The organism is Thiobacillus sp. (assembly GCF_013693775.1).
GTDB lineage: Bacteria > Pseudomonadota > Gammaproteobacteria > Burkholderiales > Thiobacillaceae > Thiobacillus.
The window spans coordinates 1,777,957-1,803,818 of record NZ_CP059257.1 but is presented as its reverse complement, the minus strand read 5'-3'; the positions used below and the strand labels follow the sequence as shown (position 1 = coordinate 1,803,818).

General features: G+C 59.8%; 21 protein-coding genes, 1 tRNA gene, 3 rRNA genes and 1 pseudogene. 20 read left to right on the top strand and 6 right to left on the bottom strand.

The annotated features are described in order from the left end of the window. The first annotated feature begins 73 nt into the window (after positions 1-73). The 10 genes from HZY77_RS08890 (at position 74) to clsB (ending at position 9,672) form a co-directional block, all read left to right on the top strand. A complete protein-coding gene (locus HZY77_RS08890; RefSeq protein WP_296813949.1) occupies positions 74-1,435 on the top strand; it encodes an MFS transporter in 1,362 nt (453 codons plus the stop codon). A gap of 53 nt (positions 1,436-1,488) precedes the next feature. After that, positions 1,489-1,974, top strand: a complete 486-nt coding sequence (gene ssb / locus HZY77_RS08885; protein WP_296636255.1) for a single-stranded DNA-binding protein — start codon at positions 1,489-1,491, stop codon at positions 1,972-1,974. A 185-nt stretch (positions 1,975-2,159) separates the two neighbouring features. Beyond that, positions 2,160-4,124, top strand: a complete 1,965-nt coding sequence (locus HZY77_RS08880; protein WP_296813947.1) for a TonB-dependent receptor — start codon at positions 2,160-2,162, stop codon at positions 4,122-4,124. Positions 4,125-4,240: 116 nt separating this feature from the next. After that, positions 4,241-4,501 carry an FmdB family zinc ribbon protein gene (locus HZY77_RS08875; RefSeq protein WP_296813946.1) on the top strand — a complete coding sequence of 87 codons (261 nt, stop codon included), beginning with the start codon at positions 4,241-4,243 and terminating at the stop codon, positions 4,499-4,501. A 69-nt stretch (positions 4,502-4,570) separates the two neighbouring features. Then, positions 4,571-5,173: a DUF502 domain-containing protein gene (locus tag HZY77_RS08870; protein WP_296813943.1), complete on the top strand. Its 603-nt coding sequence runs from the start codon at positions 4,571-4,573 to the stop codon at positions 5,171-5,173. 10 nt (positions 5,174-5,183) lie between these two features. Next, positions 5,184-6,980, top strand: a complete 1,797-nt coding sequence (gene aspS / locus HZY77_RS08865) for an aspartate--tRNA ligase (protein ID WP_296813941.1) — start codon at positions 5,184-5,186, stop codon at positions 6,978-6,980. Further along, positions 6,977-7,282 carry a DUF2322 family protein gene (locus HZY77_RS08860; RefSeq protein WP_296813939.1) on the top strand — a complete coding sequence of 102 codons (306 nt, stop codon included), beginning with the start codon at positions 6,977-6,979 and terminating at the stop codon, positions 7,280-7,282. The genes aspS and HZY77_RS08860 overlap by 4 nt, the downstream gene beginning before the upstream one ends. Next, positions 7,279-7,719 carry a dihydroneopterin triphosphate diphosphatase gene (gene nudB / locus HZY77_RS08855; protein WP_296813937.1) on the top strand — a complete coding sequence of 147 codons (441 nt, stop codon included), beginning with the start codon at positions 7,279-7,281 and terminating at the stop codon, positions 7,717-7,719. Before HZY77_RS08860 ends, nudB begins: the two co-directional genes overlap by 4 nt. Positions 7,720-7,726: 7 nt before the next feature. After that, complete coding sequence (locus HZY77_RS08850) at positions 7,727-8,479, top strand: endonuclease/exonuclease/phosphatase family protein (protein WP_296813935.1); 753 nt, start codon at positions 7,727-7,729, stop codon at positions 8,477-8,479. Continuing rightward, positions 8,479-9,672: a cardiolipin synthase ClsB gene (gene clsB / locus HZY77_RS08845; RefSeq protein WP_296813933.1), complete on the top strand. Its 1,194-nt coding sequence runs from the start codon at positions 8,479-8,481 to the stop codon at positions 9,670-9,672. The genes HZY77_RS08850 and clsB overlap by 1 nt, the downstream gene beginning before the upstream one ends. Here clsB and HZY77_RS08840 read toward each other — a convergent pair. Beyond that, positions 9,665-10,116, bottom strand: a pseudogene (locus HZY77_RS08840) (YaiI/YqxD family protein). The gene clsB and the pseudogene HZY77_RS08840 sit on opposite strands and share 8 nt — an antisense overlap. A gap of 12 nt (positions 10,117-10,128) precedes the next feature. Continuing rightward, the gene (locus HZY77_RS08835) at positions 10,129-10,986 is read right to left on the bottom strand and encodes a neutral zinc metallopeptidase (RefSeq protein ID WP_296813931.1); all 858 of its coding nucleotides are present in this window, start codon (positions 10,984-10,986) and stop codon (positions 10,129-10,131) included. A gap of 265 nt (positions 10,987-11,251) precedes the next feature. On the opposite strand from HZY77_RS08835, the gene HZY77_RS08830 reads away from it, so the two are divergent. Continuing rightward, a complete protein-coding gene (locus HZY77_RS08830; protein WP_296813929.1) occupies positions 11,252-12,325 on the top strand; it encodes a porin in 1,074 nt (357 codons plus the stop codon). Positions 12,326-12,384: 59 nt separating this feature from the next. Here the strand turns inward: HZY77_RS08830 and HZY77_RS08825 are convergent, their stop codons facing one another. Then, positions 12,385-12,801, bottom strand: a complete 417-nt coding sequence (locus HZY77_RS08825; RefSeq protein ID WP_296813927.1) for an OsmC family protein — start codon at positions 12,799-12,801, stop codon at positions 12,385-12,387. A gap of 73 nt (positions 12,802-12,874) precedes the next feature. Beyond that, positions 12,875-13,633 carry a YdcF family protein gene (locus tag HZY77_RS08820; protein WP_296813925.1) on the bottom strand — a complete coding sequence of 253 codons (759 nt, stop codon included), beginning with the start codon at positions 13,631-13,633 and terminating at the stop codon, positions 12,875-12,877. A 116-nt stretch (positions 13,634-13,749) separates the two neighbouring features. Between HZY77_RS08820 and rplM the strand changes: the two genes are divergently transcribed. The 4 genes from rplM to erpA all read left to right on the top strand — a co-directional run bounded on the left by rplM (position 13,750) and on the right by erpA (position 16,182). After that, positions 13,750-14,196, top strand: coding sequence for a 50S ribosomal protein L13 (rplM, locus tag HZY77_RS08815; RefSeq protein WP_296813923.1), 447 nt, complete (start codon positions 13,750-13,752; stop codon positions 14,194-14,196). Next, positions 14,193-14,585: a 30S ribosomal protein S9 gene (rpsI, locus tag HZY77_RS08810; RefSeq protein WP_296813921.1), complete on the top strand. Its 393-nt coding sequence runs from the start codon at positions 14,193-14,195 to the stop codon at positions 14,583-14,585. The genes rplM and rpsI overlap by 4 nt, the downstream gene beginning before the upstream one ends. A gap of 126 nt (positions 14,586-14,711) precedes the next feature. Next, the gene (argC, locus tag HZY77_RS08805) at positions 14,712-15,740 is read left to right on the top strand and encodes an N-acetyl-gamma-glutamyl-phosphate reductase (protein ID WP_296813919.1); all 1,029 of its coding nucleotides are present in this window, start codon (positions 14,712-14,714) and stop codon (positions 15,738-15,740) included. A 91-nt stretch (positions 15,741-15,831) separates the two neighbouring features. Then, the gene (gene erpA, locus HZY77_RS08800) at positions 15,832-16,182 is read left to right on the top strand and encodes an iron-sulfur cluster insertion protein ErpA (RefSeq protein ID WP_296813917.1); all 351 of its coding nucleotides are present in this window, start codon (positions 15,832-15,834) and stop codon (positions 16,180-16,182) included. 90 nt (positions 16,183-16,272) lie between these two features. Here erpA and HZY77_RS08795 read toward each other — a convergent pair whose 3' ends face one another. Both HZY77_RS08795 and HZY77_RS08790 read right to left on the bottom strand, forming a co-directional pair. Next, positions 16,273-17,346, bottom strand: a complete 1,074-nt coding sequence (locus HZY77_RS08795) for an anhydro-N-acetylmuramic acid kinase (RefSeq protein WP_296813915.1) — start codon at positions 17,344-17,346, stop codon at positions 16,273-16,275. Positions 17,347-17,387: 41 nt separating this feature from the next. Continuing rightward, positions 17,388-18,704 (bottom strand): peptidoglycan DD-metalloendopeptidase family protein, encoded by a 1,317-nt coding sequence (locus HZY77_RS08790; RefSeq protein ID WP_296813913.1) that lies wholly within the window; start codon positions 18,702-18,704, stop codon positions 17,388-17,390. A 170-nt stretch (positions 18,705-18,874) separates the two neighbouring features. Here HZY77_RS08790 and tyrS point away from each other — a divergent pair, with 170 nt between their 5' ends. The 5 genes from tyrS (at position 18,875) to rrf (ending at position 25,757) form a co-directional block, all read left to right on the top strand. Further along, complete coding sequence (tyrS, locus tag HZY77_RS08785) at positions 18,875-20,065, top strand: tyrosine--tRNA ligase (RefSeq protein ID WP_296813911.1); 1,191 nt, start codon at positions 18,875-18,877, stop codon at positions 20,063-20,065. A 256-nt stretch (positions 20,066-20,321) separates the two neighbouring features. Continuing rightward, a 16S ribosomal RNA gene (locus HZY77_RS08780) occupies positions 20,322-21,858 on the top strand. 49 nt (positions 21,859-21,907) lie between these two features. Beyond that, positions 21,908-21,984 (top strand) — tRNA-Ile (locus HZY77_RS08775). Positions 21,985-22,471: 487 nt separating this feature from the next. Further along, positions 22,472-25,467, top strand: a 23S ribosomal RNA gene (locus tag HZY77_RS08770). 176 nt (positions 25,468-25,643) lie between these two features. Beyond that, a 5S ribosomal RNA gene (gene rrf, locus HZY77_RS08765) occupies positions 25,644-25,757 on the top strand. Together the 16S, 23S and 5S rRNA genes with 1 tRNA gene alongside form the textbook arrangement of a ribosomal RNA operon. The last annotated feature ends 105 nt before the right edge of the window (positions 25,758-25,862 follow it).

The following is a 25,862-nucleotide window of genomic DNA, read 5'->3' as shown; positions in this document are numbered from 1 at the left end:
TAACGGACTTCACGAATTCGCCTAACACTGTTTAGCACATCCCGCCGTGGCTCAAATCGACCTTTCAGAAAGCATGACCCGCGCTGAAAAGCGCGCCACCTCAGGCCTGGCAGCGATTTTCGGCCTGCGCATGCTGGGCATGTTCCTGATCCTGCCAGTGTTCGCGCTGTATGCCGAACATCTGCCGGGCGGGGACAATCACACTCTGGTCGGGCTGACGCTTGGCATGTACGGCCTGACCCAAGCATTGCTGATGATCCCTTTCGGCATGGCGTCCGACCGCATCGGCCGCAAGAAAGTGATCATTTTCGGTTTGATCCTCTTCGCGATCGGCAGCTTTGTGGCCGCCACAGCGCCCGACATCTACTGGACGATTTTCGGCCGTGCCATTCAGGGTGCCGGTGCGATTTCCGCCGCCATCACCGCCATGCTGGCCGATCTTACCCGTGAGGAACACCGCACCAAGGCGATGGCGATGATCGGCTCGACCATCGGCCTCGTGTTTGCCGCGTCGATGGTGGCGGGGCCGACGCTCAATCACCTCATCGGCGTGCCTGGGATTTTTGCGTTGACCGGCGTGCTGGCGCTGGCTGCCATCTGGGTGGTGAAAGTCTGGGTACCCGATCCCCTGAGCAGTCATTTCCACGCCGATGCCCAGGCCAACCCGGCGCGACTGAAAGACGTGCTGCATGACGCCCAGTTGCTGCGCCTCGACTTCGGTATTTTTGCCTTGCACGCGGCGCAGATGGCGATGTTCGTCGTGGTACCGGTGGCCCTCAAGAACAGCGGCCTGCCGCCGGCCCACCACTGGATGGTCTACCTGCCTGTGCTGCTGGGTTCGTTCCTGCTGATCGTGCCGGCAATCATCTATGGCGAGAAGCACGGCAAACTGAAACCGGTGTTCATCGGCGCGGTAGCGCTGATGCTGCTGGCCCAGTTGGGGATGGCGTTCGGCATCGGACATTTCTGGGGCATCGTGNGGGCACTGTTCTTTTATTTCGCCGCCTTCAACCTGCTCGAAGCCAGCCTCCCGTCGCTGATTTCCAAACTGGCCCCCGTGTCGGCCAAAGGTACCGCGATGGGCGTGTATAACACCGCACAGGCACTGGGATTGTTCTTCGGAGGCGTCTTCGGCGGCTGGTTGGCGCAGCATGTCGGGTTTTACGCCGTGTTCCTGTTCTGTGTGGTCCTGATGGCGGTCTGGCTGGCGCTGAGCCTGTCGATGACCGCACCGCTCGCGATCAAGACACGCATGTTCCGCGTCGGGACGATGCCTGCGGACCAGGCAGCGCTGCTGAAAACGAAACTGGCAGCGGTGGCTGGCGTGGTGGAAGCCGTGGTGCTGGCCGAAGAGNGGGTGGCCATGCTCAAGGTCAGCCTGCAGGGCTGGGATGAAGCCGCCGCCCGCATCCTGCTGGAAGCCACGGGCGCCTGACAGGCTGGCCTGATAGAATCCGCAACACGACAACGCTTACATCCAGGGAAAACATGGCATCCGTCAATAAAGTGATTCTGGTCGGCAACCTTGGGCGCGATCCCGAAATGCGCTACCTGCCGAGCGGAGAGGCTGTCGCCAACCTTGCCATCGCCACCACCGACAAATATAAGGACAAAACCGGTCAGATGGTCGAGCAGACCGAATGGCACCGGGTCAGCTTCTTTGGGCGTACCGCCGAAGTGTGTGGGCAATACCTGAAGAAGGGCAGCCAGGTCTACGTCGAGGGCAGCATCCGCACCCGCAAGTACACCGACAAGGAAGGCATCGAGAAATACGCCACCGAAATTCGCGGCGACCGCATGCAGATGCTGGGCGGACGCAGTGGCGGTGGGATGGCCGACATGGACGACGGTTCCTACAATCAGGCAGCACCCGCAAGCGCCCCGCGCAGCCAGCCGCGCAGCAGTGCGCCTGCCGCCGCGCAGCGTCCGGCCAGTAGTGGCTTTGACGACATGGACGACGATATTCCGTTCTGATTTCCGGCGGGTAGGATGGCCAGCCGTTAGCCCTGGAAATACATAAATAAACAGGGTGAATAGGGAGACGGTGCGCAGCGCACCGGTATGCGGTGATCAGCAGACCACACACGATATTCAGGGGATGGACGGGCGCACTGTTGATCGGCGCCGTTTTGGCGGGTGCCCAGCAGGCGAGGGCGGCAGTGACCGAGTCCGACTTTCTCGACGATCTGCCGGTAGTGCTGTCGGCGTCGCGCCTGTCCCAGCCAGTGAGTGAGGCACCCGTTGCCGTGACCGTCATCGATCAGGAGATGATTCACGCATCGGGGTTTCGCGACATCCCCGATCTCCTGCGCCTCGTGCCGGGCTTCTCGGTCGCCTATACGCGCGACAACACATGGGCTGCCGGTTATCACGGCCTGGGCGACGCGTTCTCGCGGCGTTTTCAGGTGCTGGTCGATGGGCGTTCGATATACAGTCCGCATTATGGCGCCGTGAACTGGACCGATCTTCCGCTTTCCATCGACGATATTGAACGCATTGAAGTGGTACGCGGGCCGGATGCCGCGATCTATGGCGCCAATGCTTTCGCGGCGGTCATCAACATCATCACCAAGACGGCGGCGCAGGTCGCGNGGGAATTCGTTTCCTTGCAGCTCGGCGAACAGGGCATGCGTGGCGCGACGGTCCGCCATGGCGGGNGTGACGGCGCATTGCGCTATCGTCTGACTGCATCGACCCAGCAACGCGACCGCTTCGAGCGGGACATCACCACCAAGACGGCGGACGGGGCCGGGGACAACGGGCAGTACTTCGAGGCCAGCAAGACCGCTTTCGTCAACGGGCGCATGGACTGGCAGCTATCTGCGAATTCCGATGCGATGGTGCAGTTCGGCCTGTCCCAGGGCGACTGGAGCGCTGGCCGGCGCGTCGTCAGCCCGACTGCCGTTCTGGAACCCCGGCAGCAGGACGCACGGGCAATGTATCTGCAACTGGCCTATCACAAAGTGGAATCCGCGCGCCGCGAGTGGCGGTTGCAAGCCTACTATGCTCAGAACCGCTTCGATGCCAACGCGCTGGCGGACCTGACTGCCCTCGGCATCGGCGTGGTGAACGTCGACCAGTATCTGCTGCAGACGCGCAGCAACATCGAACTGCAGGTGAACGAGCAATGGCTCCCCAATCTGCGTGGGGTGTGGGGCGGCGAAGTACGTCAGGAAACCGTTACCAGCCCACAGAATTACAATTCCGGCAGGGAATGGAGCGGCGAGCTTGCGCGCGTGTTCGGCAATCTGGAGTGGCGCCCGCATGAGCGGGTACTGCTGCAAGGCGGAGCCATGCTGGAGCACCACTACTTTACGGGCATCGATATTTCTCCGCGTGTCGCAGCCAATTTCACCCTGATGCCCGGGCACGTCATCCGGCTGGGAATTTCGCGTGCCTATCGTTCGCCTACGTTCTTCGAGGAGAAGGGTAACCAGGTTTATGTACTGCAATCCGGCGCGGTGGCCGATGTGGTGACGGTGCCGTCCGACGGCCTTGCGCCCGAACGCGTCCTGTCGCGCGAGATTGGCTATGTGGGGTTTTTGCGCCCGGCCCGGCTCGAAATGGATGTACGGCTGTTCCAGGACAAGATCGACGACTTTATCGGCCAGGACAAGTATGACTTCNGACCCTCGGACGATGCCGGAATCCGGCCCAACGAGTTCAAGTACGCGAATATTGGCAGCGCCAGATCCCACGGCGGCGAGATCCAGCTGCGCTGGCGGCCCGTGCATGCGCTCGATCTGAGCGCGCACTATTCACGCGTGTTTCTGGAGGCGCGTTTTGGAGGGGCTGTCATCCACAACGTCATCAATTTCAACAAGGACGTTCCCGTCTCCGCGCCGCGCAACACCTGGGGCCTGCTTGCCAGCTACCGTCTGGATCATGGCTGGGAAGCGAGCATGGGCGTGTGGCGCAGCGATGCAATGAAATGGCTGTCCGAAGGCGACCTCACCGCTGCCTACAATCGCATGGACCTGCGTGTGGCGCGACGCTGGAAATGGCTGGGACGCGACATCGAGGCATCGGTGGTCGGGCAGAGCCTGCTCGGCAATTACCAGGAGTTTCGTGATACCAACATTTTCAGCCGCCGTGTCTATGGCAGCCTCAGTCTGGGCTGGTGACAGGCGCTTCCGGTGGCCTGGCTGGATGGGTCTGACGGGGGATTTTCAGCCGCTGTTTGGGGACTTGTGTCCATCTAGGTATAATTCCGCAACTTCTTGATTGTCGGAGAATTTTTATGCCGATTTATGCCTACCAATGCACCGCCTGCGGCTTCGCCCAGGATGAAATGCAGAAAGTGTCCGATGCGCCGCTGACGGTGTGTCCCTCTTGCGGCCAGGCCGCGTATGCCAAGCAGGTAACGGCGGCCGGTTTCGCACTGAAGGGAACCGGCTGGTATGCCACCGATTTCAAAGGCGGTGGCAGCAAGCCAGCGGAAACGAAGTCCGAGGCGCCTTCGCCCGCCTGCGGCACGGGCGCGTGTCCGGCGTGTAACTGACGAGGGCAGCAAACCGGGAAGCGGACGGTGCGAGCCGTCCGCTTCTTCGTTTTTGATTGAATTGCACGTATGAAACGTTATTTCATTACCGGCCTGCTGATCTGGGTGCCGCTGGGGATCACCCTGTGGGTGCTCGATCTGTTGATCGGCACCCTGGATCAGAGCCTGCTGGTGCTGCCAGCCGCGTGGCAGCCCGAGGCCTGGCTTGGGATGCGGATTCCTGGCCTGGGCGTGATCCTGACGCTGCTGATCATCGTGCTGACCGGCGTGTTCGGCGCCAATTTCTTCGGTCAGAAGATCATCGACTTCTGGGAGCGGCAATTGACTCGCATCCCGGTGGTGAAAACCATCTACGGCAGCGTCAAACAGGTGTCCGACACGCTCTTGTCAGGCAGCGGGCACGCCTTCCGCAAGGTGCTGCTGGTGCGTTACCCGCATCCTCAGGCGTGGTCGCTGGCGTTCCAGACCAATGTGCCGGACGAAGTGGCGCGCATGCTGCCGGAGGAACACGTCGCGGTGTTCATCCCCACCACGCCGAGCCCGGTCAACGGATTCTATTTTTATGTGAAAAAGGGCGAGGTCATCGAGCTGGATATGCCGGTCGACCGCGCATTGAAATACATCGTCTCGATGGGCGTCGCCTCCGGCGAGTCGGGGCGGGGCAGCTACTAGGAAAACCACTATGCGTACACATTACTGCGGCGTCGTCACGGCCGCCGACATCGGCAACACCGTCATCTTGTGCGGCTGGGCGCACCGCCGCCGCGACCATGGCGGCGTCATCTTCATCGACCTGCGCGACCGTGAAGGCATGATGCAGGTGGTGATCGATCCCGACACCCCGGAGGCCTTCAAGCTGGCCGAGGAGGTGCGTTCCGAATTCGTGCTGAAGATCGAGGGTCTGGTGCGGCCGCGTCCCGCCGGCACCGAGAACCCCAACATGACCACTGGCATGGTCGAACTGCTGACCAAAAAGCTGGAGGTGCTGAACCCCTCGCTGACGCCGCCCTTCCAGATCGACGACGACACTATCAACGAGAACATCCGCCTGCAGTATCGTTACCTCGACCTGCGCCGCGAGCCGATGCAGAAGAACCTCAAACTGCGCTACCGCGTGTCCAAGATCATGCGCGACCACCTCGACGCGCACGGCTTTATGGAAGTCGAAACGCCGATGCTGACGCGCTCGACGCCCGAAGGCGCGCGTGATTACCTCGTGCCGAGCCGCGTGCACGACGGCATGTTCTACGCGCTGCCGCAATCGCCGCAACTGTTCAAGCAACTGTTGATGGTGGCGGGTGTCGACCGCTACTTCCAGATCACCAAGTGCTTCCGCGACGAGGACCTGCGCGCTGACCGTCAGCCCGAATTCACTCAGGTCGACCTGGAAACCTCATTCATGGGCGAGGAGGAGATCATGAATCTCGTCGAGGGCATGATCCGCGACATGATGAAGAAGGCGCAGGGCATCGAGCTGCCCACCGCCTTCCCGCGCATGACCTACGCCGAGGCGATGAATAAATATGGATCAGACAAGCCCGACATGCGGGTGACGCTGGAAATCGTCGACGTCGGCGACGCGATGAAGGATGTCGCGTTCAAGGTGTTCGCCGGTCCGGCCAACGACCCGAAAGGTCGCGTCGCCGCGCTACGCATTCCTGGCGGCGCCGCCCTCTCGCGCAGTGAGATCGACGGCTACACCGAGTTCGTCAAGATCTACGGTGCCAAGGGCCTGGCCTACATCAAGGTCAACGACGTCGCTCAGCTCAACGAGTCCGGCCTGCAGTCGCCTATCGTCAAGAACCTCTCCGAAGCCGCGTTGCGCGCCGTAATGGAACGCACCGGTGCTGCGAATGGCGACCTGATTNTTNTTGGCGCCGACCGCGCCAAGGTGGTCAACGACGCACTTGGCGCACTGCGCCTGAAAATCGGCCACGAGAAGGGCCACGTCGATGGACGCGCCTGGGCGCCGCTGTGGGTGGTCGATTTCCCCATGTTCGAATACAACGAGGACGAGAACCGCTGGGACGCGCTGCACCATCCCTTCACCGCGCCGAAGGACGGCCACGAAGACTGGCTCGCCACCGATCCCGGCAAGTGCCTGTCGAAGGCCTACGACATGGTGCTGAACGGCTGGGAAGTTGGCGGCGGCTCGGTGCGTATCCATAAAGAGGAGGTGCAGGAGAAGGTGTTCGCCGCGCTGAACATCGGTGTGGAAGAGCGCCGTGAGAAATTCGGCTTCCTGCTCGACGCCCTGCAGTACGGCGCACCGCCGCATGGCGGCCTCGCGTTCGGGCTGGATCGATTGGTCACGCTGATGACCGGCGCCGAGTCGATCCGCGACGTCATCGCTTTCCCCAAGACCCAGCGCGCCTCCTGCCTGATGACCAACGCGCCCAACGTGGTGGACGAAAAACAGCTGCGCGAACTGCATATCCGGCTGCGCAACACCGCGCCCACGGAGAAGGCGGCGGGATGAAATTCGCCGACACCCTGAAAACCCTGCCAGAGTTCTCGGGCGAGACACTGGTATTGAGCGACTCCACCGGCGCTGAGATTGCGACGATCGCCAACGCGCCCGGTACTGCCGGGTCGTTCCGGGTGTATGCCTATCTCGTGCAGGAATATGGCGTGATCAATGCCGAGGCCGCCGCAGAAGGCTTGGCGATTTTCGCCGAACACACCGAGGATGCCAGTCGCCATCCTGGCAAGCACCCCAATATCGACCGTTTGATCGCCATCCTGGCGACGGGTGTTCCGCTCAACGCCCGCATCGTTTGACCGTGCATAAAATCCCTGTTTCGGTGCTGGTCGTCATCTACACGCAGGACGGCCAGGTGCTGCTGATGGAACGCGCCGATGCACCAGGCCTCTGGCAGTCGGTGACGGGCTCGCAGGACGAAGGCGAAACGCTGATTGAGACCGCGATCCGCGAAGTGCGCGAGGAGACCGGGCTCGACGCCAGCCAGTTCGAATTGACCNCCTGGAATATCGAAACCCGCTACGAAATTTACGAGCGTTGGCGCCACCGCTATGCGCCAGGCGTGACCCACAATACCGAGCACGTATTCGGCTTGCGCTTGCCTGGGCCGCTGCCGATCACGCTGGCGCCGCGTGAGCATCTGCGTTATGTGTGGCTGCCCTGGGATGTGGCGGCTGAGCGCTGCTTCTCATCCAGCAATGCAGCGGCGATTCGCCTGCTGTCCACACGCCTATAATGGGTTTATGGTCTCTCCGCTGCATATCGCCAGTTACAACATCCATAAGGGCCTGTCGCAATTCAACAGGCGCCTGACGGTGCATGAGCTGCGTGACCGTCTCGGCACGCTGGGAACCGACATCGTGTTTTTGCAGGAAGTGCAGGGCAGCCATGGATTGCGCGCCAGCCGTTTCCAGCACTGGCCCAACCGACCCCAGCATGAGTTTCTGGCCGGCCAGATCTATACCGATTTCGCCTATGGCAAGAACTGTATCTACGACACCGGACACCACGGCAATGCCATCCTGTCGCGTTACAAGATTCTCACCTGGGAGAACGAGGACATCTCCGCCCATGCGTTCGAGAGCCGCGGCATGCTGCATTGCGAGGTTGAGGTGCCCGGCATCGCCGTGCCGGTGCACTGCATCAACGTGCACCTCGGCCTGACCGAACGCGGGCGCAAGCGCCAGTTGGCGATGATCGCCGCGCGCGTGCGGGCTATGGTGCCGGACAATGCGCCCTTGATCCTGGCAGGCGACTTCAACGACTGGCTGGTGCGGACAGGACGGTTTTTCGAGGACGAACTGGGTTTGGTCGAGGTATTCGAGGCTCACCACGGCAAGTCGGCGCGCAGTTACCCTTCCATCCTGCCCATGTTCCAGCTTGACCGCATCTATGTGCGGCGCTTCAGCATCCAGGCGGCGCAGGTTCACACCGGCAACGCCTGGCACCGCATTTCCGACCATGCCGCCCTGACCGCCTCGCTCAGCCCGGCCTGATGACCGCGCACAGCCGCTTAAACCCATCCTTCTTTCGCGGCGTCGAGCCGGTTTCCGGCAACCAGTTGCGCCTGTTGCAAAGCGGCGCGGAATTTNTTCCGGCATTGATTGCCGCGATCGATGCCGCACGCGACGAGATCCACCTCGAAACCTACATTTTCAACGCGGACTCCAGTACCGTGGCCGTGCGCGATGCCCTGATCGGCGCAGCCAGGCGCGGCGTGCAAGTGCGTGTGCTGATCGATGGCGTGGGCTCGCGCGACCTGCCGGCTGACTGGCTCGACGCACTGAAAGCGGCCGGCGTCAGTGTGCGGGCGTATCGTCCCTTGGTAGGCAGCGGCTGGCGCTCCAATCCCAGGAGTTTGCGGCGGCTGCATCGCAAGCTGGCGGTGATCGATGCCTGCATTGCCTTCATTGGGGGCATGAATCTCATTGGCGATTTCGAACCGGTGCACCTTGCCACGCCGCGGCTCGATTACAGCGTGGAAGTACGCGGGCCGTTGCTCGCCCCCATCCACCGGAGCGTCCGCCATCTTTGGCGGTTGGTGGCCTTCACGCAACTGCAGGGACGCGGGCGCACAGTCGCGATCGAAGCGTCCTGGCCGACCGATGGCCATGTGCGTGCCGCCTTCGTGGTGCGCGACAATTTCGCCCATCGCCGCGACATTGAGCGCGTCTATCTTGCCGCCCTGGCCCTGGCGCGCGACGAGATCGTCATTGCCAATGCCTACTTCCTGCCGGGACGCCGGTTCAGGAAGCTGCTTAAANAGGCTGTCGCGCGTGGCGTACCGGTCCACCTGCTGGTGCAGGGGCATACCGACCACCTTTTCTTTCAGGCTGCGGCGCGTGCGCTTTACCGCGATCTGCTTGCCGCCGGCGTGAATATTTACGAATACCAGGCGAGCGAACTGCATGCCAAGGTCGCCGTGGTCGATGGCCATTGGGCGACCGTGGGCTCCAGCAATATTGATCCGTTCAGCTTGTTGCTAGCACGCGAGGCGAACCTTGTCGTCAACGATGCGGGATTTGCGCACGACCTGCGGGAGCGTCTGCAACAGGCGCTCGACCAATCCGCTGCGCTTGATCCGGCCGACTGGCAACGCCGTTCCTGGCCGCGGCGCATGATGTCCTGGCTGGCATACGGCGGCGTGCGGCTGATGGTGGGGCTGGCCGGTGCAGGGCGACTTATTTGACGCCCCGCTTCGCCAGAAAGCGGTCGAGTTGCCGGGCAAACGCCTGCCGATCTGCCGGCGACAGCGCAGTCGGCCCGCCAATGTCCGCGCCGGCGCTACGCAGGCCTTCCATGAAATCGCGCAGGCCCAGCCGTTCGCGGATGTTTTCGGCGCTATGGCACTCCCCCGCGGTGACAGGACGAATGCCCCTTTCTCGATCAGCGCGGCCGCCAGCGGAATGTCCGCGGTGATCACCAGGTCGCCTTCCGCAACCTCGTCCACAATATGGCGGTCGGCCACGTCGAAACCCATCGGCACCTGCCGTGCGCGTATATAAGGTGAGGGCGGGACCCGCAGCAGGCGGTTGGCCACCAGCGTCAGCGGCACCTGCATCCGGTCTGCCGCTCGGAACAGGATGTCCTTGATCACGGCTGGACAGGCGTCGGCATCCACCCAGATGTGCATGGTTCGTTCGGCTTACAGACGGGCCGCCTGGAAGGTATCGCACTGTCCCGGATCGCCGCCCTGCATGCCGCGGCTGAACCAGCGCATCCGCTGGGCCGACGACCCGTGGGTGAAGGATTCCGGCACCACGTAGCCTCGAGCCTGTTGCTGCAGACGGTCGTCGCCCACTCCGGCTGCGGCCGCGAGCGCTTCCTCGATGTCGCCCGGCTCCAGAACATGCCGCGCCTGATTGGCATGGTAGGCCCACACCCCGGCAAAACAGTCGGCCTGCAGTTCCATCCGCACCTGCAGCGCATTGCCGGCGGCTTCGCTTGCACGGCGGCGCGCTGCGTTGACTTTGTCCGAGATGCCCAGCAAGGTCTGCACGTGGTGTCCGACTTCGTGCGCCACCACATAGGCCTGCGCGAAATCGCCGGGCGCATCGTGGCGCTTGGCCAGATCGTTGAAGAAGGACATGTCCAGATACAGCTTGTGGTCGCCCGGGCAGTAGAACGGCCCCATCGCCGCTTCGGCGAACCCGCACGCCGACTGCACCGCGCCGGAATACAACACCAATGTGGGCGGTTGGTAGGACTTGCCTGACTCCTTGAACAGCGTGCCCCACACGTCTTCCGTGTCGGCCAGGACCACCGACACGAAATCCTTCAGCTTGTCCTCCTCCGGGCTGGACGGGGCAGGCTGATGCGTTTCCTGTGGCGGCGCCAGACTGCCCGTCTGATTCAGGACGACCGACGGATCCACGCCGAAATACATCGCCACCAAGGCCAGGATGATTGCCCCGATGCCGCCGCCGGCCAGCCCGCGGCCATTCACGCGCATGCCGCGCCGGTCTTCGATGTTGTCGCTACGGCGTCCGTTTTCCCAGCGCATGAGTTTCTCCTGTGAGGTAGGCGGGTTGGCTTATTGTAGCCATGGGGGCTTCACCACGACTGCGCCAATACACACAGGCCTTGCGTCACGCCATCTGTTGTGCTGATGCAACAAAACAACACTTTGACGTATGCGTGATGGAAAAACAACAACTTTTCTTGCTGGCTGGAAGGGAGTCTGGATAATCGACAGCGTCCACTAGGCACACGTCCGTGCAGGACAGCTCTGCAGAGCTTTCAAAAATTCTGTAATAAGGAGATTTGCAATGCAAAAGAAACTGATCGCGCTGGCACTGGCTTCCGCCTTTGCCGCTCCCGCCTTCGCTGCGACGTCCAACGTCGACATCAGCGGCCAGATGAACCTGTCGGTTGATTATCTGGATTCCGACAACGCAGCCAACGGCGGCAACGTCGGCGTTTCCAGCAACGCGTCGAACATCATCTTCAAGGGTAGCGAAGATCTGGGCGGCGGCCTGAATGCCATCTGGCAGATCCAGACCTACTTCAGCGCAGGTGGTACCGGCAATAGCGATACCTTCAACGGTAGCGCACAGGATGGCGTTGGCTCCGGCAACACCTTCGTGGGCTTGAATGGCGGTTTCGGTACCGTGATCGTCGGCAAGAACGAATCCCCGGTCAAGATGCTGAGCCGCAAGACGGACTTCTTCGACACCCAGATCGGCAACTCGAGTAACCTCACCTCTGTGGATACTGCAGGCCTGGGCTTCGACACCCGTCCCAATAACCAGGTTGCCTACACCACGCCGAGTATGAGCGGTCTGTCCGGCACGGTGGCTTATTTCAGCGCCATGAGCGGTGTGGATGCAACGGATGCTGCCGTCGACGGCTGGGCAGCTGCCGGTAACTACGAGAATGGCCCCCTGATGCTGGGCCTGGGTTATGAGAAGCACAACCTCAGCAACGCGAACGCTCTGCTGAGCGACGAGAAAGTCTGGCGCCTGGCGGCTGGTTATGCCATCGGCAACTTCAAGTTCACCGGTTTGTATCAGAAAGCCAACGACATTGCTGGCGTGAACAGCGCCGACCGCAAGGTCTGGGGTCTGGGTGCGGGCTACAACATGGGCAACATCCTGCTCAAGGCCCAGTACTATGAGGCAGGCGACCTGAACAGCGTCAGCAACACCGGCGCTCAACTGTACGCAGTAGGTGTGGACTACAGCCTGTCCAAGCGCACCAAGCTGCAGTTTGCTTATGCTGCTACCGACAACGACAGCGGCGCCGCTTTCTCCGCTTTCGGCGGCGGCCATGGCGACAACCCGGGCACGTCTGCTGGCGGCAACCCCACCGGCTTCTCGATGGGTGTGGTCCACAACTTCTAATCTGGCTCAAGCCAATTAGTCGTACTGAACGGGCTCCTTCGGGAGCCCGTTTTGGGGGATTAGCCTTCCACTACCCCGAAATCGTGAGTGATCTCTGCCACCTGGCCGAGCATGATCGAGGCCGAGCAGTATTTCTCGGCGGAGAGCTTCACAGCCTGTTCAACCCGCTTGGGATCGAGCGCCTTGCCCGTGACGGTGAAATGGACGTGGATTTTGGTGAAGACCTTGGGATCGGTGTCGGCCCGCTCGGCGGACAGATCGGCGACGCAGTCGGTGACGGCTTGGCGGCTCTTGCGCAGGATGTGAACGACGTCGAAGGCGGAGCAGCCACCTAATCCAAGCAGTAGCATTTCCATCGGGCGTACCCCTAGGTTCTTGCCGCCGGAATCGGGCGGGCCGTCCATGACGACGCTGTGGCCGGATTCGCTCTGGCCGACGAAACTGACGCCTTCGATGAGTTTGACGCGGGCTTTCATGGGAGGTCCTTCAATTAAGAACCGTTGCCCTTCGATCGTTCGTCAGGCTCACGATCAGGGCGAACGGGGTTTGTTAGAAATTGGCCCGGAGTTTGTACCACAAAATGCCGAGCCATTCGTGCAGGGCGAAGGTGCTGTCGCGCAGGCCGGCAGGCGTGGGTAGGACATCGAGAATGGAGTCGAGGCGCGTGCTGGAGAACTGGATGCCGGCAGGGATGACGCTGAGCCCTTGGGCTTCGAACAGCGGGACGGCGCGCCGCAGATGCCAGGCATGGGTGACCAGGACGATACGGCGAACGCCGGAACTGCGCAGTAGCTGTGCTGACAGGCGGGCGTTGTCCCAGGTTGTAAGCGCGGCGTCTTCGACCCACCGGGGTGAGATGCCGTACTCGTTTTGCAGGATGTGCTGCATGATGCGGCCCTCGGACAAGGTACCGCCGCCGGGTTTGCCGCCGGTGACCAGGATGGGCAGGCCGCTGCCACGGTGGAGAAAGGTGGCGTAGCGCAGGCGTTCCAGGCTGAGGCCGTTGAGCGTGTCGCTGCCATACTCGGCTGCACCGAGCCGACGTCCGCCGCCGAGGACGACAATGGCCTCGGCGGTCTGCAGTTGGCTCGGGATGATCGGAGCGCTGATTTCCAGGCTTTTNTGCAACAGGCCACCCACCCAGGGGGTGGACAGGACGTAGAGTGCAGTGGTGGATAGCAGGATCAGTGACATGGCCAGGCGGGGGCGGCGGCGATGGACGATAAGCCCGGCGACCAGCAGGATCGCCAGCGACAATGGGGGCAGCAAGGCCAGGGCGATCAGGTTGGTGGCAAGCCAGGCGGTCATGGTGGGGATTGTATGTCAGTCGGGTAGTCTAATTTCAGACAGTGTTTGACTTTGTTCCGGGTCGGCAGTTAAAATGCCCGGCTTTCCGAGATTGTCCTCTGTGCAGAGGTTGGGTCATGAAAACCTTTTCCGCTAAAACGCATGAAGTCAAACGCGACTGGTTCGTGGTTGACGCCGATAACAAAGTGCTGGGTCGCTTGGCGTCCGAGATTGCTCGCCGTCTGCGCGGCAAGCACAAGCCCGAATTCACGCCCCACGTCGACACGGGCGACTACATCGTGGTCGTCAACGCCAGCAAGATGGTCGTGACCGGCAACAAGGGCCTCGACAAGAAATACTATCGCCACTCCGGCTATCCCGGCGGCATCTACGAGACGAACTTCGACAAGATGCAGGAGCGTNTTCCCGGTCGTGCGCTGGAGAAGGCGGTCAAGGGCATGTTGCCCAAAGGCCCGCTTGGCTACGCCATGATCAAGAAAATGAAGATTTACGCGGGCGCGGACCATCCGCATGAAGCCCAACAGCCCCAGCCCCTCGACATCAACGCTAAGGCCGCATCATGATCGGTAATTACAACTACGGTACGGGACGTCGTAAATCGTCGGTTGCCCGTGTGTTCATTAAGGCCGGCAGCGGCAAGATTGTCGTCAACGACAAGCCGGTGGACGAGTATTTCTCGCGTGAAACCGGTCGCATGATTGTGCGCCAGCCTTTGGTGCTGACCGACAACCTGAACCGCTTTGACATCATGGTCAACGTGGCAGGCGGCGGCGAATCGGGCCAGGCCGGTGCAGTGCGCCACGGCATTACTCGCGCGCTGATCGATTTGGATGCGGAGATGAAGCCCACGCTGAAGGCCGCCGGTCTGGTGACCCGCGATGCCCGCGAAGTCGAGCGCAAGAAGGTCGGCTTCCACAAGGCGCGTCGCCGCAAGCAGTTCTCCAAGCGCTAAGGCGCTGGCCTGCACAGAAAGCCGCCTTTCCCGGGCGGCTTTTTTATGTCTGTCAGCGCGCGTGTCTTACAATTAAGTCATTCTTCGCCTCCTTAATCGGGCGCATTCTTCGCAAGGAAAAACACCATGATCAAAGTCGGTATCGTCGGCGGAACGGGTTACACGNGGGTCGAACTGTTGCGCCTGCTGGCGCGCCATCCACAAGTGGAACTGAAGGCGATCACATCCCGCAAGGAAGCCGGCATGCCTGTGGCGGAGATGTTCCCCAACCTGCGCGGCCGGGTGAAACTGGCGTTTTCCATGCCGGAAGAAGCAGGGCTGGAACAGTGCGACGTGGTGTTCTTTGCCACCCCCAATGGCGTGGCGATGCAGCAGACGCGCGCGCTGCTCGACGCTGGCGTCAAGGTGATCGACCTGGCTGCGGACTTTCGCATCAAGGACATCGCGGTGTGGGAGAAGTGGTACAAGATGGAACACGCCTGCCCGGACCTGGTTGCCGAGGCAGTCTACGGCCTGCCCGAGCTCAATCGCGACAAGATCAGGGGCGCGCGCCTGATCGCCAACCCGGGTTGTTATCCGACTGCCGTGCAACTGGGATTCCTGCCACTGCTGGAATCTGGCGTGGCCGATGCCGGTTTTCTGGTGGCGGATGCCAAGTCGGGTGTGTCGGGCGCCGGGCGCAAACCGGAAACCCACATCCTGTTCGCCGAGGCGGCAGACAACTTCAAGGCCTACGCGGTCGGCGGTCATCGCCACTGGCCGGAGATCAAGCAGGGGCTGGACAGCTTCGCTGGCAAGCCGGTGGGCTTCACCTTCGTGCCGCACCTGACACCGCTGATCCGCGGCATCCACGCCACCCTATACGCAAAGGTGAGCGCCGACGTCGACCTGCAAGCGCTGTTCGAGAAGCGCTACGCGGGCGAGGCCTTCGTCGACGTGATGCCAGCCGGCGCGCACCCGGAAACCCGCTCGGTGCGTGGGGCCAACGTCTGTCGCATCGCCGTGCACCGGCCGCAGGGCGGCGACACCGTGGTCGTGCTGTCGGTGATCGACAACCTGGTCAAGGGCGCGGCGGGACAGGCGGTGCAGAACATGAACATCCTGTTCGATTTGCCCGAAGACACGGCGCTGGCCGACGTGGGGATGCTGCCCTAAGGGAGGAACTCCGCGGCCCCATCAGGGTCTTTGCTTGACGCAGCACGGGTGATGCGGATAATCACCCCACACATTTTCAAGGAGCATCACCATGAATGCAGCAACCGAAATGGAATCCCCGCTGATCTTCACCGATAGCGCGGCCAGCAAAGTCAAAAGCCTGATCGACGAGGAAGGCAACCCCGACCTGAAACTGCGCGTGTTCGTTTCCGGTGGCGGCTGTTCCGGCTTCCAGTATGGCTTCACCTTCGACGAAGCGCAGAATGCCGACGACACCGTGATGGTANAAAACGGCGTCACCCTGCTGGTCGATTCGATGAGCTTCCAGTATCTGGTGGGCGCCGAGATCGACTATTCGGAAGGTCTGGAGGGCGCGCAGTTCGTGATCAAGAACCCGAACGCCACCACCACCTGCGGTTGCGGCTCGTCGTTCTCGGCGTAAGCTCACCCCACAACCAAAAAGCGGCCTCGGCCGCTTTTTCTTTGGGACATCGCGGCCTCGGCCGCTTTTTGTTTCCTGGTGGTACGGGTTTCAGGCCGGGTAAATCGCTCCCAGGACACGCTCCCCGCGTGCACCGGTGACTGGGGGCAGATTGCCCGGTATCTGATGCAGCGTCTGCCTTGCCAGCCAGGCAAANGCGAGCGCCTCAACCCAGTCTGGGTCGATGCCTAGCGCAGCGGTGGTGGCCACTTTGCGGTCGGGCAGGTGGGCGCTGATGCGTTGCATCAGCGCCCTGTTATGCGCTCCGCCACCGCAGACATAGAGTTCATGCGCGCCCACGCATTCGCGGTTGACTGCGTCGGCGAGGCTGGTGGCGGTGAATTCGAGCAGGGTGGCCTGCACGTCGGGTGGCGCGAGCGCTTTACCCAGACTGCCCAAGCTGGCGTCCAGCCAGTCCAGATTGAACTGTTCGCGTCCTGCGCTCTTGGGTGGNGGAAGGGGTAGGTAGGCGTGCCTCATCAATGCCGTCAGCAGGTCGGGGTGGACGCTTCCGCTGGCGGCCCAGGCGCCGTCACGGTCGTAATGGGCGCCATGGTGGCGCTTGATCCAAGCATCCAGCAGCATGTTGCCGGGGCCGGTGTCCCAGCCACGCACGGGACCGTTCACCGGTAAGTCGGTGATGTTGGCGATACCGCCGATATTCGCGATGACGCGGTGCGTGTCCGGGTGTCTCAGGACCTGGGCGTGAAAGGCAGGAACCAGCGGCGCTCCCTGGCCTCCCGCCGCAATATCGCGGCTGCGGAAGTCGGCAACTACCGCGATCCCGGTGAGTTCGGCCAGCAGGGCCGCGTTGCCGATCTGCAGCGTGTAGCCCTCCTCTGGGCGGTGGCGCAGAGTCTGGCCGTGGCAGCCGATTGCCTGCACCCTGTCGACGGTGGAGCCATCAAGCAGCGACTTGACCGTGTCCGCGTACAGGCGTGCTAATTCATTGGCAGCAATGGCGGCGAGGTGGATTTCGTCGGGTTGCGGCGTATGCAGCGCCAAGAGCCGCGTGCGCAGCGCATCCGGATAAGGCAGGTAATGGGAGTGAAGGAGCCGGACTTGGCCGGCGGGCCCTATTTCGGCGAGAACTGCATCGACACCGTCCAGGCTGGTGCCGGACATGAGGCCGACGTAGTGTTCGGCCTCATGCGTCTGCCCTGCACTCAATCGAGTGCGGCAAGATTGGTGCCGCGCAGCAGGCCCAGTTTCTCGGACCAGCTTGCAGTCTGCTGCAGGAAGCGGGCACGCTGTGCGGCAGCCAACGGNGGAGACCCCGGCAGTTTGACGGACAGAGGGTTGTAAGGCTTGCCCGCAATCCGGACTTCGTAATGCAGGTGCGGGCCGGTGGCGACGCCAGTGGCGCCGACGTAGGCGATGATGTCCCCCTGGCTGACGGAACGGCCGCGGCGAATACCGGGGGCAAAGGCGCTTAGGTGGCCATAGTAGGTTTCATAGCCGTTCTGGTGCCGCAGGATGACGAGATTGCCGTAGCCGCCACGGCGTCCGGCAAACTCCACGGTGGCGTCGCCGGTGGCCTTGACGCGTGTGCCGGTTGGCGCACCGAAGTCGACGCCAGTATGCGCGCGCNNGTAACCCAGCACGGGATGCATGCGGGAACTGCTGAAGTTGGAGGTGACGCGGGAGAACTCGAGAGGCGAACGCAGGAAGCCCTTTTTCAGTGACAGACCTTCGGGCGTGTAATAGCTTTCATGCCCCGATGCGTCGCGATACAGCACAACGCGGTAGGCCTTGCCGGCGTTGACGAACTCCGCCGCCAGCAGGTTTCCGGTGGAAATGGGCTCGCCGTTGCGGTAGTTGACCGTGTAGATGACCGAGAATGTGTCACCGCGGCGCAGGTCCTCGCGAAAATCGATGTTGGTTGAGAAGGTTTCAGCCATTTTGTCGGCGATCTTGTCGGGAATGCCCGCGCTGTCGGTTGCGCCGTAGAGCGACGACACGATATGGCCGGAGCGCATGACCACACGCGTTTCGACCTGGTCGCTGCTGTCCTGTGCGATGTAGCTGTCGCCCTGATGGAGGACGGTCAAGGTGGGGCCGTCACGACGTTCAAACCGGATGCTCAGCAACTGGCCGTCCGGCGTGGTGGTTGCCTGAATATGTTTACCGGCCCGTATGCTGGTCGCCAGTTGGCGGACTGCATCGGTGGCCAGTAGGCGCTGGATTTCAAGTTCGTCGATTTTTAACCGGCCCAGCGCGCTGGCGATCGTATCGCCCGACTGGATCACGGTTTCCCGTTCAAACGTACCGCTGTTGGCCGCGCCGGCCAAGGTGGGAAGGGCGATCGCTTCGGTGATCGTTTCGGGAGTGATATCCGTGGTGGTGGTGTCGGGTGCCAGGCCAAAGGCGGCAACAACGCCAAAAAGCGGCAAGCTGGAGAGAGCAACCAAGGTGCGCAGGCTGAAGCGGCGTTCCGCTCCCGTCATGCGATAGGTTAAGATTCTCAGTTTGGTGAGCGGCATGGACCGTTTCCCTTCCGTAATCGATCCGGGAGTCTACCACAAATGATCCCGATGATATTTGTTCAATCCAAACAGTGGCTTGCGTGCGCAGCGCCCTGTGTTGAACGCAATGGTATTCGTGTTTTACGGTCAGGCCCGGACAAACTTGACCTGTACTGGAAAGGTATTTGATGCAGGATGCGTTGCAGGAAATCAAGCGTGGGGCCGACGAACTGCTGGTTGAGGCGGAACTGATCGACAAGCTGAAAACGGGCCGGCCGTTGCGGATCAAGGCGGGATTCGACCCCACGGCGCCGGATTTGCATCTGGGGCACACGGTGTTGCTGAACAAATTGCGCCAGTTTCAGATGCTGGGGCACAAAATCATTTTCCTGATAGGAGATTTCACCGGCATGATCGGCGACCCTACGGGCAAAAACACTACGCGCCCACCCCTGACTCGTGAGGCGGTCGCCGAAAACGCCAAAACCTACCAGGAACAGGTGTTCAAGATCCTCGACCCGGCCTTGACCGAGGTGCGTTTCAATTCCGAGTGGATGGAAAAGCTGGGCTCGGTCGGCATGATCCGATTGGCAGCGACCCATACGGTGGCGCGCATGTTGGAGCGGGATGATTTCCACAAGCGTTACACCAGCCAGCAGCCGATCGCCATCCATGAATTTCTGTACCCGCTGATCCAGGGATACGACTCGGTCGAGCTGAAGGCGGACGTCGAACTGGGAGGGACCGACCAGAAATTCAACCTGCTGATGGGACGCGAGTTGCAGAAGCATCACGGGCAAGCCCCGCAATGCATCCTGACCATGCCGCTGCTCGAGGGGACGGATGGCATCAACAAGATGTCGAAGTCGCTCGGCAACTACATTGGGATCAACGAGCCCCCGCAGGAGATCTTCGGCAAACTGATGTCGATTTCCGACGATCTGATGTGGCGCTATATCCAGTTGCTGTCATTCGAGCCGCTCGCGACGATCGACGCTTGGAAGCGGCAGGTGGCCGATGGTGCCAATCCGCGTGACATCAAAGTGCGGTTTGCACAGGAAATCGTGGCGCGATTTCATAACCCGGCGGCGGCGGCCCAGGCGCTGGCCGAATTCGAGGCGCGCTTCCAANAGGGCGCGCTGCCTGACGAGATGCCGGAAATCAGTTTGCCTGGTATCGATGGGGTTTTGCCAGTGCCGCAACTGTTGAAGCAGGCCGGGCTGGTGCCGAGCACCTCGGACGCCATCCGTCAGATTGCAGGCGGCGGGGTGCGGCTGGACGGCGAACGCGTGGCAGATAAAGGCGCGGCGGTGCCGGTGGGGGCAACGGTTGTGGCCCAGGTCGGCAAGCGAAAATTCGCTCGCGTCACAATTATTTAAAATTAATTTTGCTGAAACTGTTGACGGATGGTTTTAGCTCTGTAGAATGCGCACCTTCTCGAAACGCAGCGCGACACGCAAACCGCGAAGAGCAAAGCTAATCGATTGATCTTTAACAATTTACAGCCGATAGGTGTGGGTGTTGTTGCGGTAGTTGTTCTGGCTTTGGCCGGGATGACAGCTAGCATAAATGCTCACACTTTGATGAAGTAATTCATTTGAGTTGAGCGAAGTATTTGAAGTAATTGCAGAGATTGAACTGAAGAGTTTGATCCTGGCTCAGATTGAACGCTGGCGGAATGCTTTACACATGCAAGTCGAACGGCAGCACGGGAGCTTGCTCCTGGTGGCGAGTGGCGAACGGGTGAGTAATGCGTCGGAACGTACCGAGTAATGGGGGATAACGCAGCGAAAGCTGTGCTAATACCGCATACGCCCTGAGGGGGAAAGTGGGGGATCGCAAGACCTCACGTTATTCGAGCGGCCGACGTCTGATTAGCTAGTTGGTGGGGTAATGGCCTACCAAGGCGACGATCAGTAGCGGGTCTGAGAGGATGATCCGCCACACTGGAACTGAGACACGGTCCAGACTCCTACGGGAGGCAGCAGTGGGGAATTTTGGACAATGGGGGCAACCCTGATCCAGCCATTCCGCGTGAGTGAAGAAGGCCTTCGGGTTGTAAAGCTCTTTCAGCTGGAACGAAACGGTACGCTCTAACATAGCGTGCTAATGACGGTACCAGCAGAAGAAGCACCGGCTAACTACGTGCCAGCAGCCGCGGTAATACGTAGGGTGCGAGCGTTAATCGGAATTACTGGGCGTAAAGCGTGCGCAGGCGGATTGTTAAGCAAGATGTGAAATCCCCGGGCTTAACCTGNNGGAATGGCATTTTGAACTGGCAGTCTAGAGTGCGTCAGAGGGGGTNGGAATTCCACGTGTAGCAGTGAAATGCGTAGAGATGTGGAGGAACACCAATGGCGAAGGNCAGCCCCTGGGATGACACTGACGCTCATGTACGAAAGCGTGGGTAGCAAACAGGATTAGATACCCTGGTAGTCCACGCCCTAAACGATGTCAACTNGGTTGTTGGGGAGTGAAATCCCTTAGTAACGAAGCTAACGCGTGAAGTTGACCGCCTGGGGAGTACGGTCGCAAGATTAAAACTCAAAGGAATTGACGGGGACCCGCACAAGCGGTGGATGATGTGGATTAATTCGATGCAACGCGAAAAACCTTACCTACCCTTGACATGTCCAGAACCCTGCAGAGATGCGGGGTGCCCGAAAGGGAATTGGAACACAGGTGCTGCATGGCTGTCGTCAGCTCGTGTCGTGAGATGTTGGGTTAAGTCCCGCAACGAGCGCAACCCTTATCATTAGTTGCTACGCAAGGGCACTCTAATGAGACTGCCGGTGACAAACCGGAGGAAGGTGGGGATGACGTCAAGTCCTCATGGCCCTTATGGGTAGGGCTTCACACGTCATACAATGGTCGGTACAGAGGGTTGCCAAGCCGCGAGGTGGAGCCAATCCCAGAAAGCCGATCGTAGTCCGGATTGTTCTCTGCAACTCGAGAGCATGAAGTCGGAATCGCTAGTAATCGCGGATCAGCNATGTCGCGGTGAATACGTTCCCGGGTCTTGTACACACCGCCCGTCACACCATGGGAGTGGAATCTGGCAGAAGTAGGTAGCCTAACCGCAAGGAGGGCGCTTACCACGCTGGGTTTCATGACTGGGGTGAAGTCGTAACAAGGTAGCCGTAGGGGAACCTGCGGCTGGATCACCTCCTTTCTAGAGAAAGCCGCTGCAACACTCACACCTATCGGTTGTTTTTAAAGCCGGGCTTGTAGCTCAGTTGGTTAGAGCACACGCTTGATAAGCGTGGGGTCGCTGGTTCAAATCCAGCCAGGCCCACCAGAAATGGTGCTGACTGGGCTCGGTTCATTAGGGATTGAGAGCCAAGCAGCGCAAGGCGCGAGACCTCGCTGTGTGCTGGTGCGCACAAGGGGTTGAGCAACGCAGCGATGCGCCGGTTATCAGTCCTTAATGGGGATTAGCTCAGCTGGGAGAGCACCTGCTTTGCAAGCAGGGGTCGTCGGTTCGATCCCGTCATCCTCCACCACTCATCCTTGGTTGGGTTGGTGGAATGTAGTACCTGTCAGTGTGAATCGTAAGGAGTGAGGCCTTTGGCTTTAGTGCTTACGCTTTATGCGTAACGGCTGATCTTTAAAAATTTGGAAGAAGGTGGGATGTTTGTGATGAACATCCCAACATGGGTTGAAATTGTATCGACCCTGTCACCTGGAATATTGGGTTCAGCGATGGACCTGATGCCGAGCTGGGTGGTAGGGAAAGCAAACACACCTGTAATGCGAGACTGCTTAGGCAGTTCTCAAAATTATAGGGTCAAGCGACTAAGTGCATGTGGTGGATGCCTTGGCGACTACAGGCGATGAAGGACGCGCAAGCCTGCGATAAGGCTCGGGGAGCTGGCAATGAAGCTTTGATCCGGGCATTTCCGAATGGGGNNGAACCCACCCGCAAGGGTACTCCTGCTGAATACATAGGCAGGGTAGNNAGCGAACGCAGTGAACTGAAACATCTAAGTAGCTGCAGGAAAAGAAATCAACCGAGATTCCCATAGTAGTGGCGAGCGAATTGGGAAGAGCCTTCATGATTTAGCATTCTTGTTAGTGGAACAGTCTGGAAAGTCTGGCCATAGTGGGTGATAGCCCCGTACGCGAAAACAAGAGTGTGGAACTAGGCATGAGACAAGTAGGGCGGGACACGTGAAATCCTGTCTGAACATGGGNGGACCATCCTCCAAGGCTAAATACTCGTAGTCGACCGATAGTGAACCAGTACCGTGAGGGAAAGGCGAAAAGAACCCCGGGAGGGGAGTGAAATAGATCCTGAAACCGCATGCATACAAACAGTGGGAGCCCCTCCTTTAATGGCCTTCGTTCTTTGTGATCGACACGCAGTGGCGATCACAAAAGATTGTAAGAAGGAGTGAAATAGCCGCTTACCTCGGATGGGGTGAGGGCCATTAAAGGAGGGGTGACTGCGTACCTTTGTATAATGGGTCAGCGACTTACGTTCAGTTGCGAGCTTAACCGAATAGGGAGGCGAAGCGAAAGCGAGTCTTAATAGGGCGCATAGTAGCTGGGCGTAGACCCGAAACCGGATGATCTATCCATGGCCAGGATGAAGGTGCGGTAACACGCACTGGAGGTCCGAACCCACTAATGTTGAAAAATTAGGGGATGAGCTGTGGATAGGGGTGAAAGGCTAAACAAATCCGGAGATAGCTGGTTCTCCTCGAAAGCTATTTAGGTAGCGCCTCATGTATCACTCACGGGGTAGAGCACTGTAATGTTAGTGGGGGCCATTGCGGCTTACTGCGGCATAGCAAACTCCGAATACCGTGAAGTGCGAGCATGGGAGACAGACATCGGGTGCTAACGTCCGGTGTCAAGAGGGAAACAACCCAGACCGACAGCTAAGGTCCCAAATGACGTGCTAAGTGGAAAACGATGTGGGAAGGCATAGACAGCTAGGAAGTTGGCTTAGAAGCAGCCATCCTTTAAAGAAAGCGTAATAGCTCACTAGTCGAGTCGTCCTGCGCGGAAGATGTAACGGGGCTAAGCACGTAACCGAAGCTTCGGATATGCACTTTGTGCATATGGTAGAGGAGCGTTCTGTAAGTCTGCGAAGGTGTTCTGTAAGGAATGCTGGANGATATCAGAAGTGCGAATGCTGACATGAGTAGCGATAAAGGNGGTGAAAAGCCCCTCGCCGAAAANCCAAGGTTTCCTGCGCAACGTTCATCGGCGCAGGGTGAGTCGGCCCCTAAGGTGAGGCAGAGATGCGTAGCTGATGGGAAACGGGTCAAAATTCCCGTACTTTCGTTTACTGCGATGNNTGGGGACGGAGAAGGTTAGGTGGGCCGGGTGTTGGATGTCCCGGTTTAAGTGCGTAGGCAGATCNNCCTTAGGCAAATCCGGGGTTAATGCCGAGACACGATGACGGTGCTCCATTGGAGCCGAAGTCACTGATACCAAGCTTCNCAAGAAAAGCCACTAAGCTTCAGGTAAACGAGAACCGTACCGCAAACCGACACAGGTGGGTAGGATGAGAATTCTAAGGCGCTTGAGAGAACTCGGGTGAAGGAACTCGGCAAATTAGCACCGTAACTTCGGGAGAAGGTGCGCCCCGGTAGGGTATAAGTCCTCGCGACGAAAGCCCGATGGGGTTGCAGTGAAAAGGTGGCTGCGACTGTTTAATAAAAACACAGCACTCTGCAAACACGAAAGTGGACGTATAGGGTGTGACGCCTGCCCGGTGCCGGAAGGTTAATTGATGGGGTGCAAGCTCTTGATCGAAGCCCCGGTAAACGGCGGCCGTAACTATAACGGTCCTAAGGTAGCGAAATTCCTTGTCGGGTAAGTTCCGACCCGCACGAATGGCGTAACGATGGCCACACTGTCTCCACCCGAGACTCAGCGAAGTTGAAATGTTTGTGAAGATGCAATCTCCCCGCGGCTAGACGGAAAGACCCCATGAACCTTTACTGTAGCTTTGCATTGGACTGTGACGGGACTTGTGTAGGATAGCTGGGAGCCTGTGAAGCGTGGTCGCTAGATCACGTGGAGGCGTCGTTGAAATACCAGCCTGGTGTCGTTGCGGTTCTAACCTGGGCCCCTGATCGGGGTCGGGGACCGTGCATGGTGGGCAGTTTGACTGGGGCGGTCTCCTCCCAAATTGTAACGGAGGAGTACGAAGGTCTTCTAGGTACGGTCGGACATCGTACTGATAGTGCAATGGCAAAAGAAGGCTTGACTGCGAGACTGACACGTCGAGCAGGTGCGAAAGCAGGTCATAGTGATCCGGTGGTTCTGTATGGAAGGGCCATCGCTCAACGGATAAAAGGTACTCTGGGGATAACAGGCTGATTCCTCCCAAGAGTTCATATCGACGGGGAGTNTTGGCACCTCGATGTCGGCTCATCACATCCTGGGGCTGTAGCCGGTCCCAAGGGTATGGCTGTTCGCCATTTAAAGTGGTACGTGAGCTGGGTTTAAAACGTCGTGAGACAGTTTGGTCCCTATCTGCCGTGGGCGCTGGATATTTGACGGGNGCTGCTCCTAGTACGAGAGGACCGGAGTGGACGTGCCTCTGGTGTACCGGTTATGACGCCAGTCGTATCGCCGGGTAGCTAAGCACGGAAGAGATAAACGCTGAAAGCATCTAAGCGTGAAACTTGCCTGAAGATAAGATATCCCTGGCACCTTGAGTGCCCTGAAGGGTCGTTGAAGACCACAACGTTGATAGGCGGGGTGTGGAAGCGCAGTAATGCGTTAAGCTAACCCGTACTAATTGCCCGTGAGGCTTGATCCTATAATTTTGAGAAGCATGCAGTGTGTGTATGCGATGCAGTAACAACCCCAACCTTCTTCCAGACATGTCGTGGAAACGACGTGAACAGACAGTCGGCTGAATGTCACAAGACATTCAGCACCCCAGACAATCCGAATGCGGGTTCAAGACCATAAAGCTTGATCCCCACCCCTTTGTCTGACGACCATAGCAGAGTGGAACCACCCCTTCCCATCCCGAACAGGACGGTGAAACGCTCCCGCGCCAATGATAGTAGGCAACTCGCCTGTGAAAGTAGGTCATCGTCAGACTCCTTATCCGTATCCCCCTCCCGGGGATACCACAAAACCCCTCAACTCTTGAGGGGTTTTTTATTGCACGGAAAATTGCCCAGGCAAGACATGTAAAATTGCCAA

What these genes read in the sequence shown, in the direction of transcription:
- ssb (WP_296636255.1), top strand. Translation starts at nt 1,489, where the DNA reads ATGGCATCCGTCAATAAAGTGATTCTGGTCGGCAACCTTGGGCGCGAT.
- HZY77_RS08875 (WP_296813946.1), top strand. Translation starts at nt 4,241, where the DNA reads ATGCCGATTTATGCCTACCAATGCACCGCCTGCGGCTTCGCCCAGGAT.
- HZY77_RS08870 (WP_296813943.1), top strand. Translation starts at nt 4,571, where the DNA reads ATGAAACGTTATTTCATTACCGGCCTGCTGATCTGGGTGCCGCTGGGG.
- HZY77_RS08860 (WP_296813939.1), top strand. Translation starts at nt 6,977, where the DNA reads ATGAAATTCGCCGACACCCTGAAAACCCTGCCAGAGTTCTCGGGCGAG.
- HZY77_RS08850 (WP_296813935.1), top strand. Translation starts at nt 7,727, where the DNA reads ATGGTCTCTCCGCTGCATATCGCCAGTTACAACATCCATAAGGGCCTG.
- HZY77_RS08835 (WP_296813931.1), bottom strand. Translation starts at nt 10,986, where the DNA reads ATGCGCTGGGAAAACGGACGCCGTAGCGACAACATCGAAGACCGGCGC.
- HZY77_RS08830 (WP_296813929.1), top strand. Translation starts at nt 11,252, where the DNA reads ATGCAAAAGAAACTGATCGCGCTGGCACTGGCTTCCGCCTTTGCCGCT.
- HZY77_RS08825 (WP_296813927.1), bottom strand. Translation starts at nt 12,801, where the DNA reads ATGAAAGCCCGCGTCAAACTCATCGAAGGCGTCAGTTTCGTCGGCCAG.
- rpsI (WP_296813921.1), top strand. Translation starts at nt 14,193, where the DNA reads ATGATCGGTAATTACAACTACGGTACGGGACGTCGTAAATCGTCGGTT.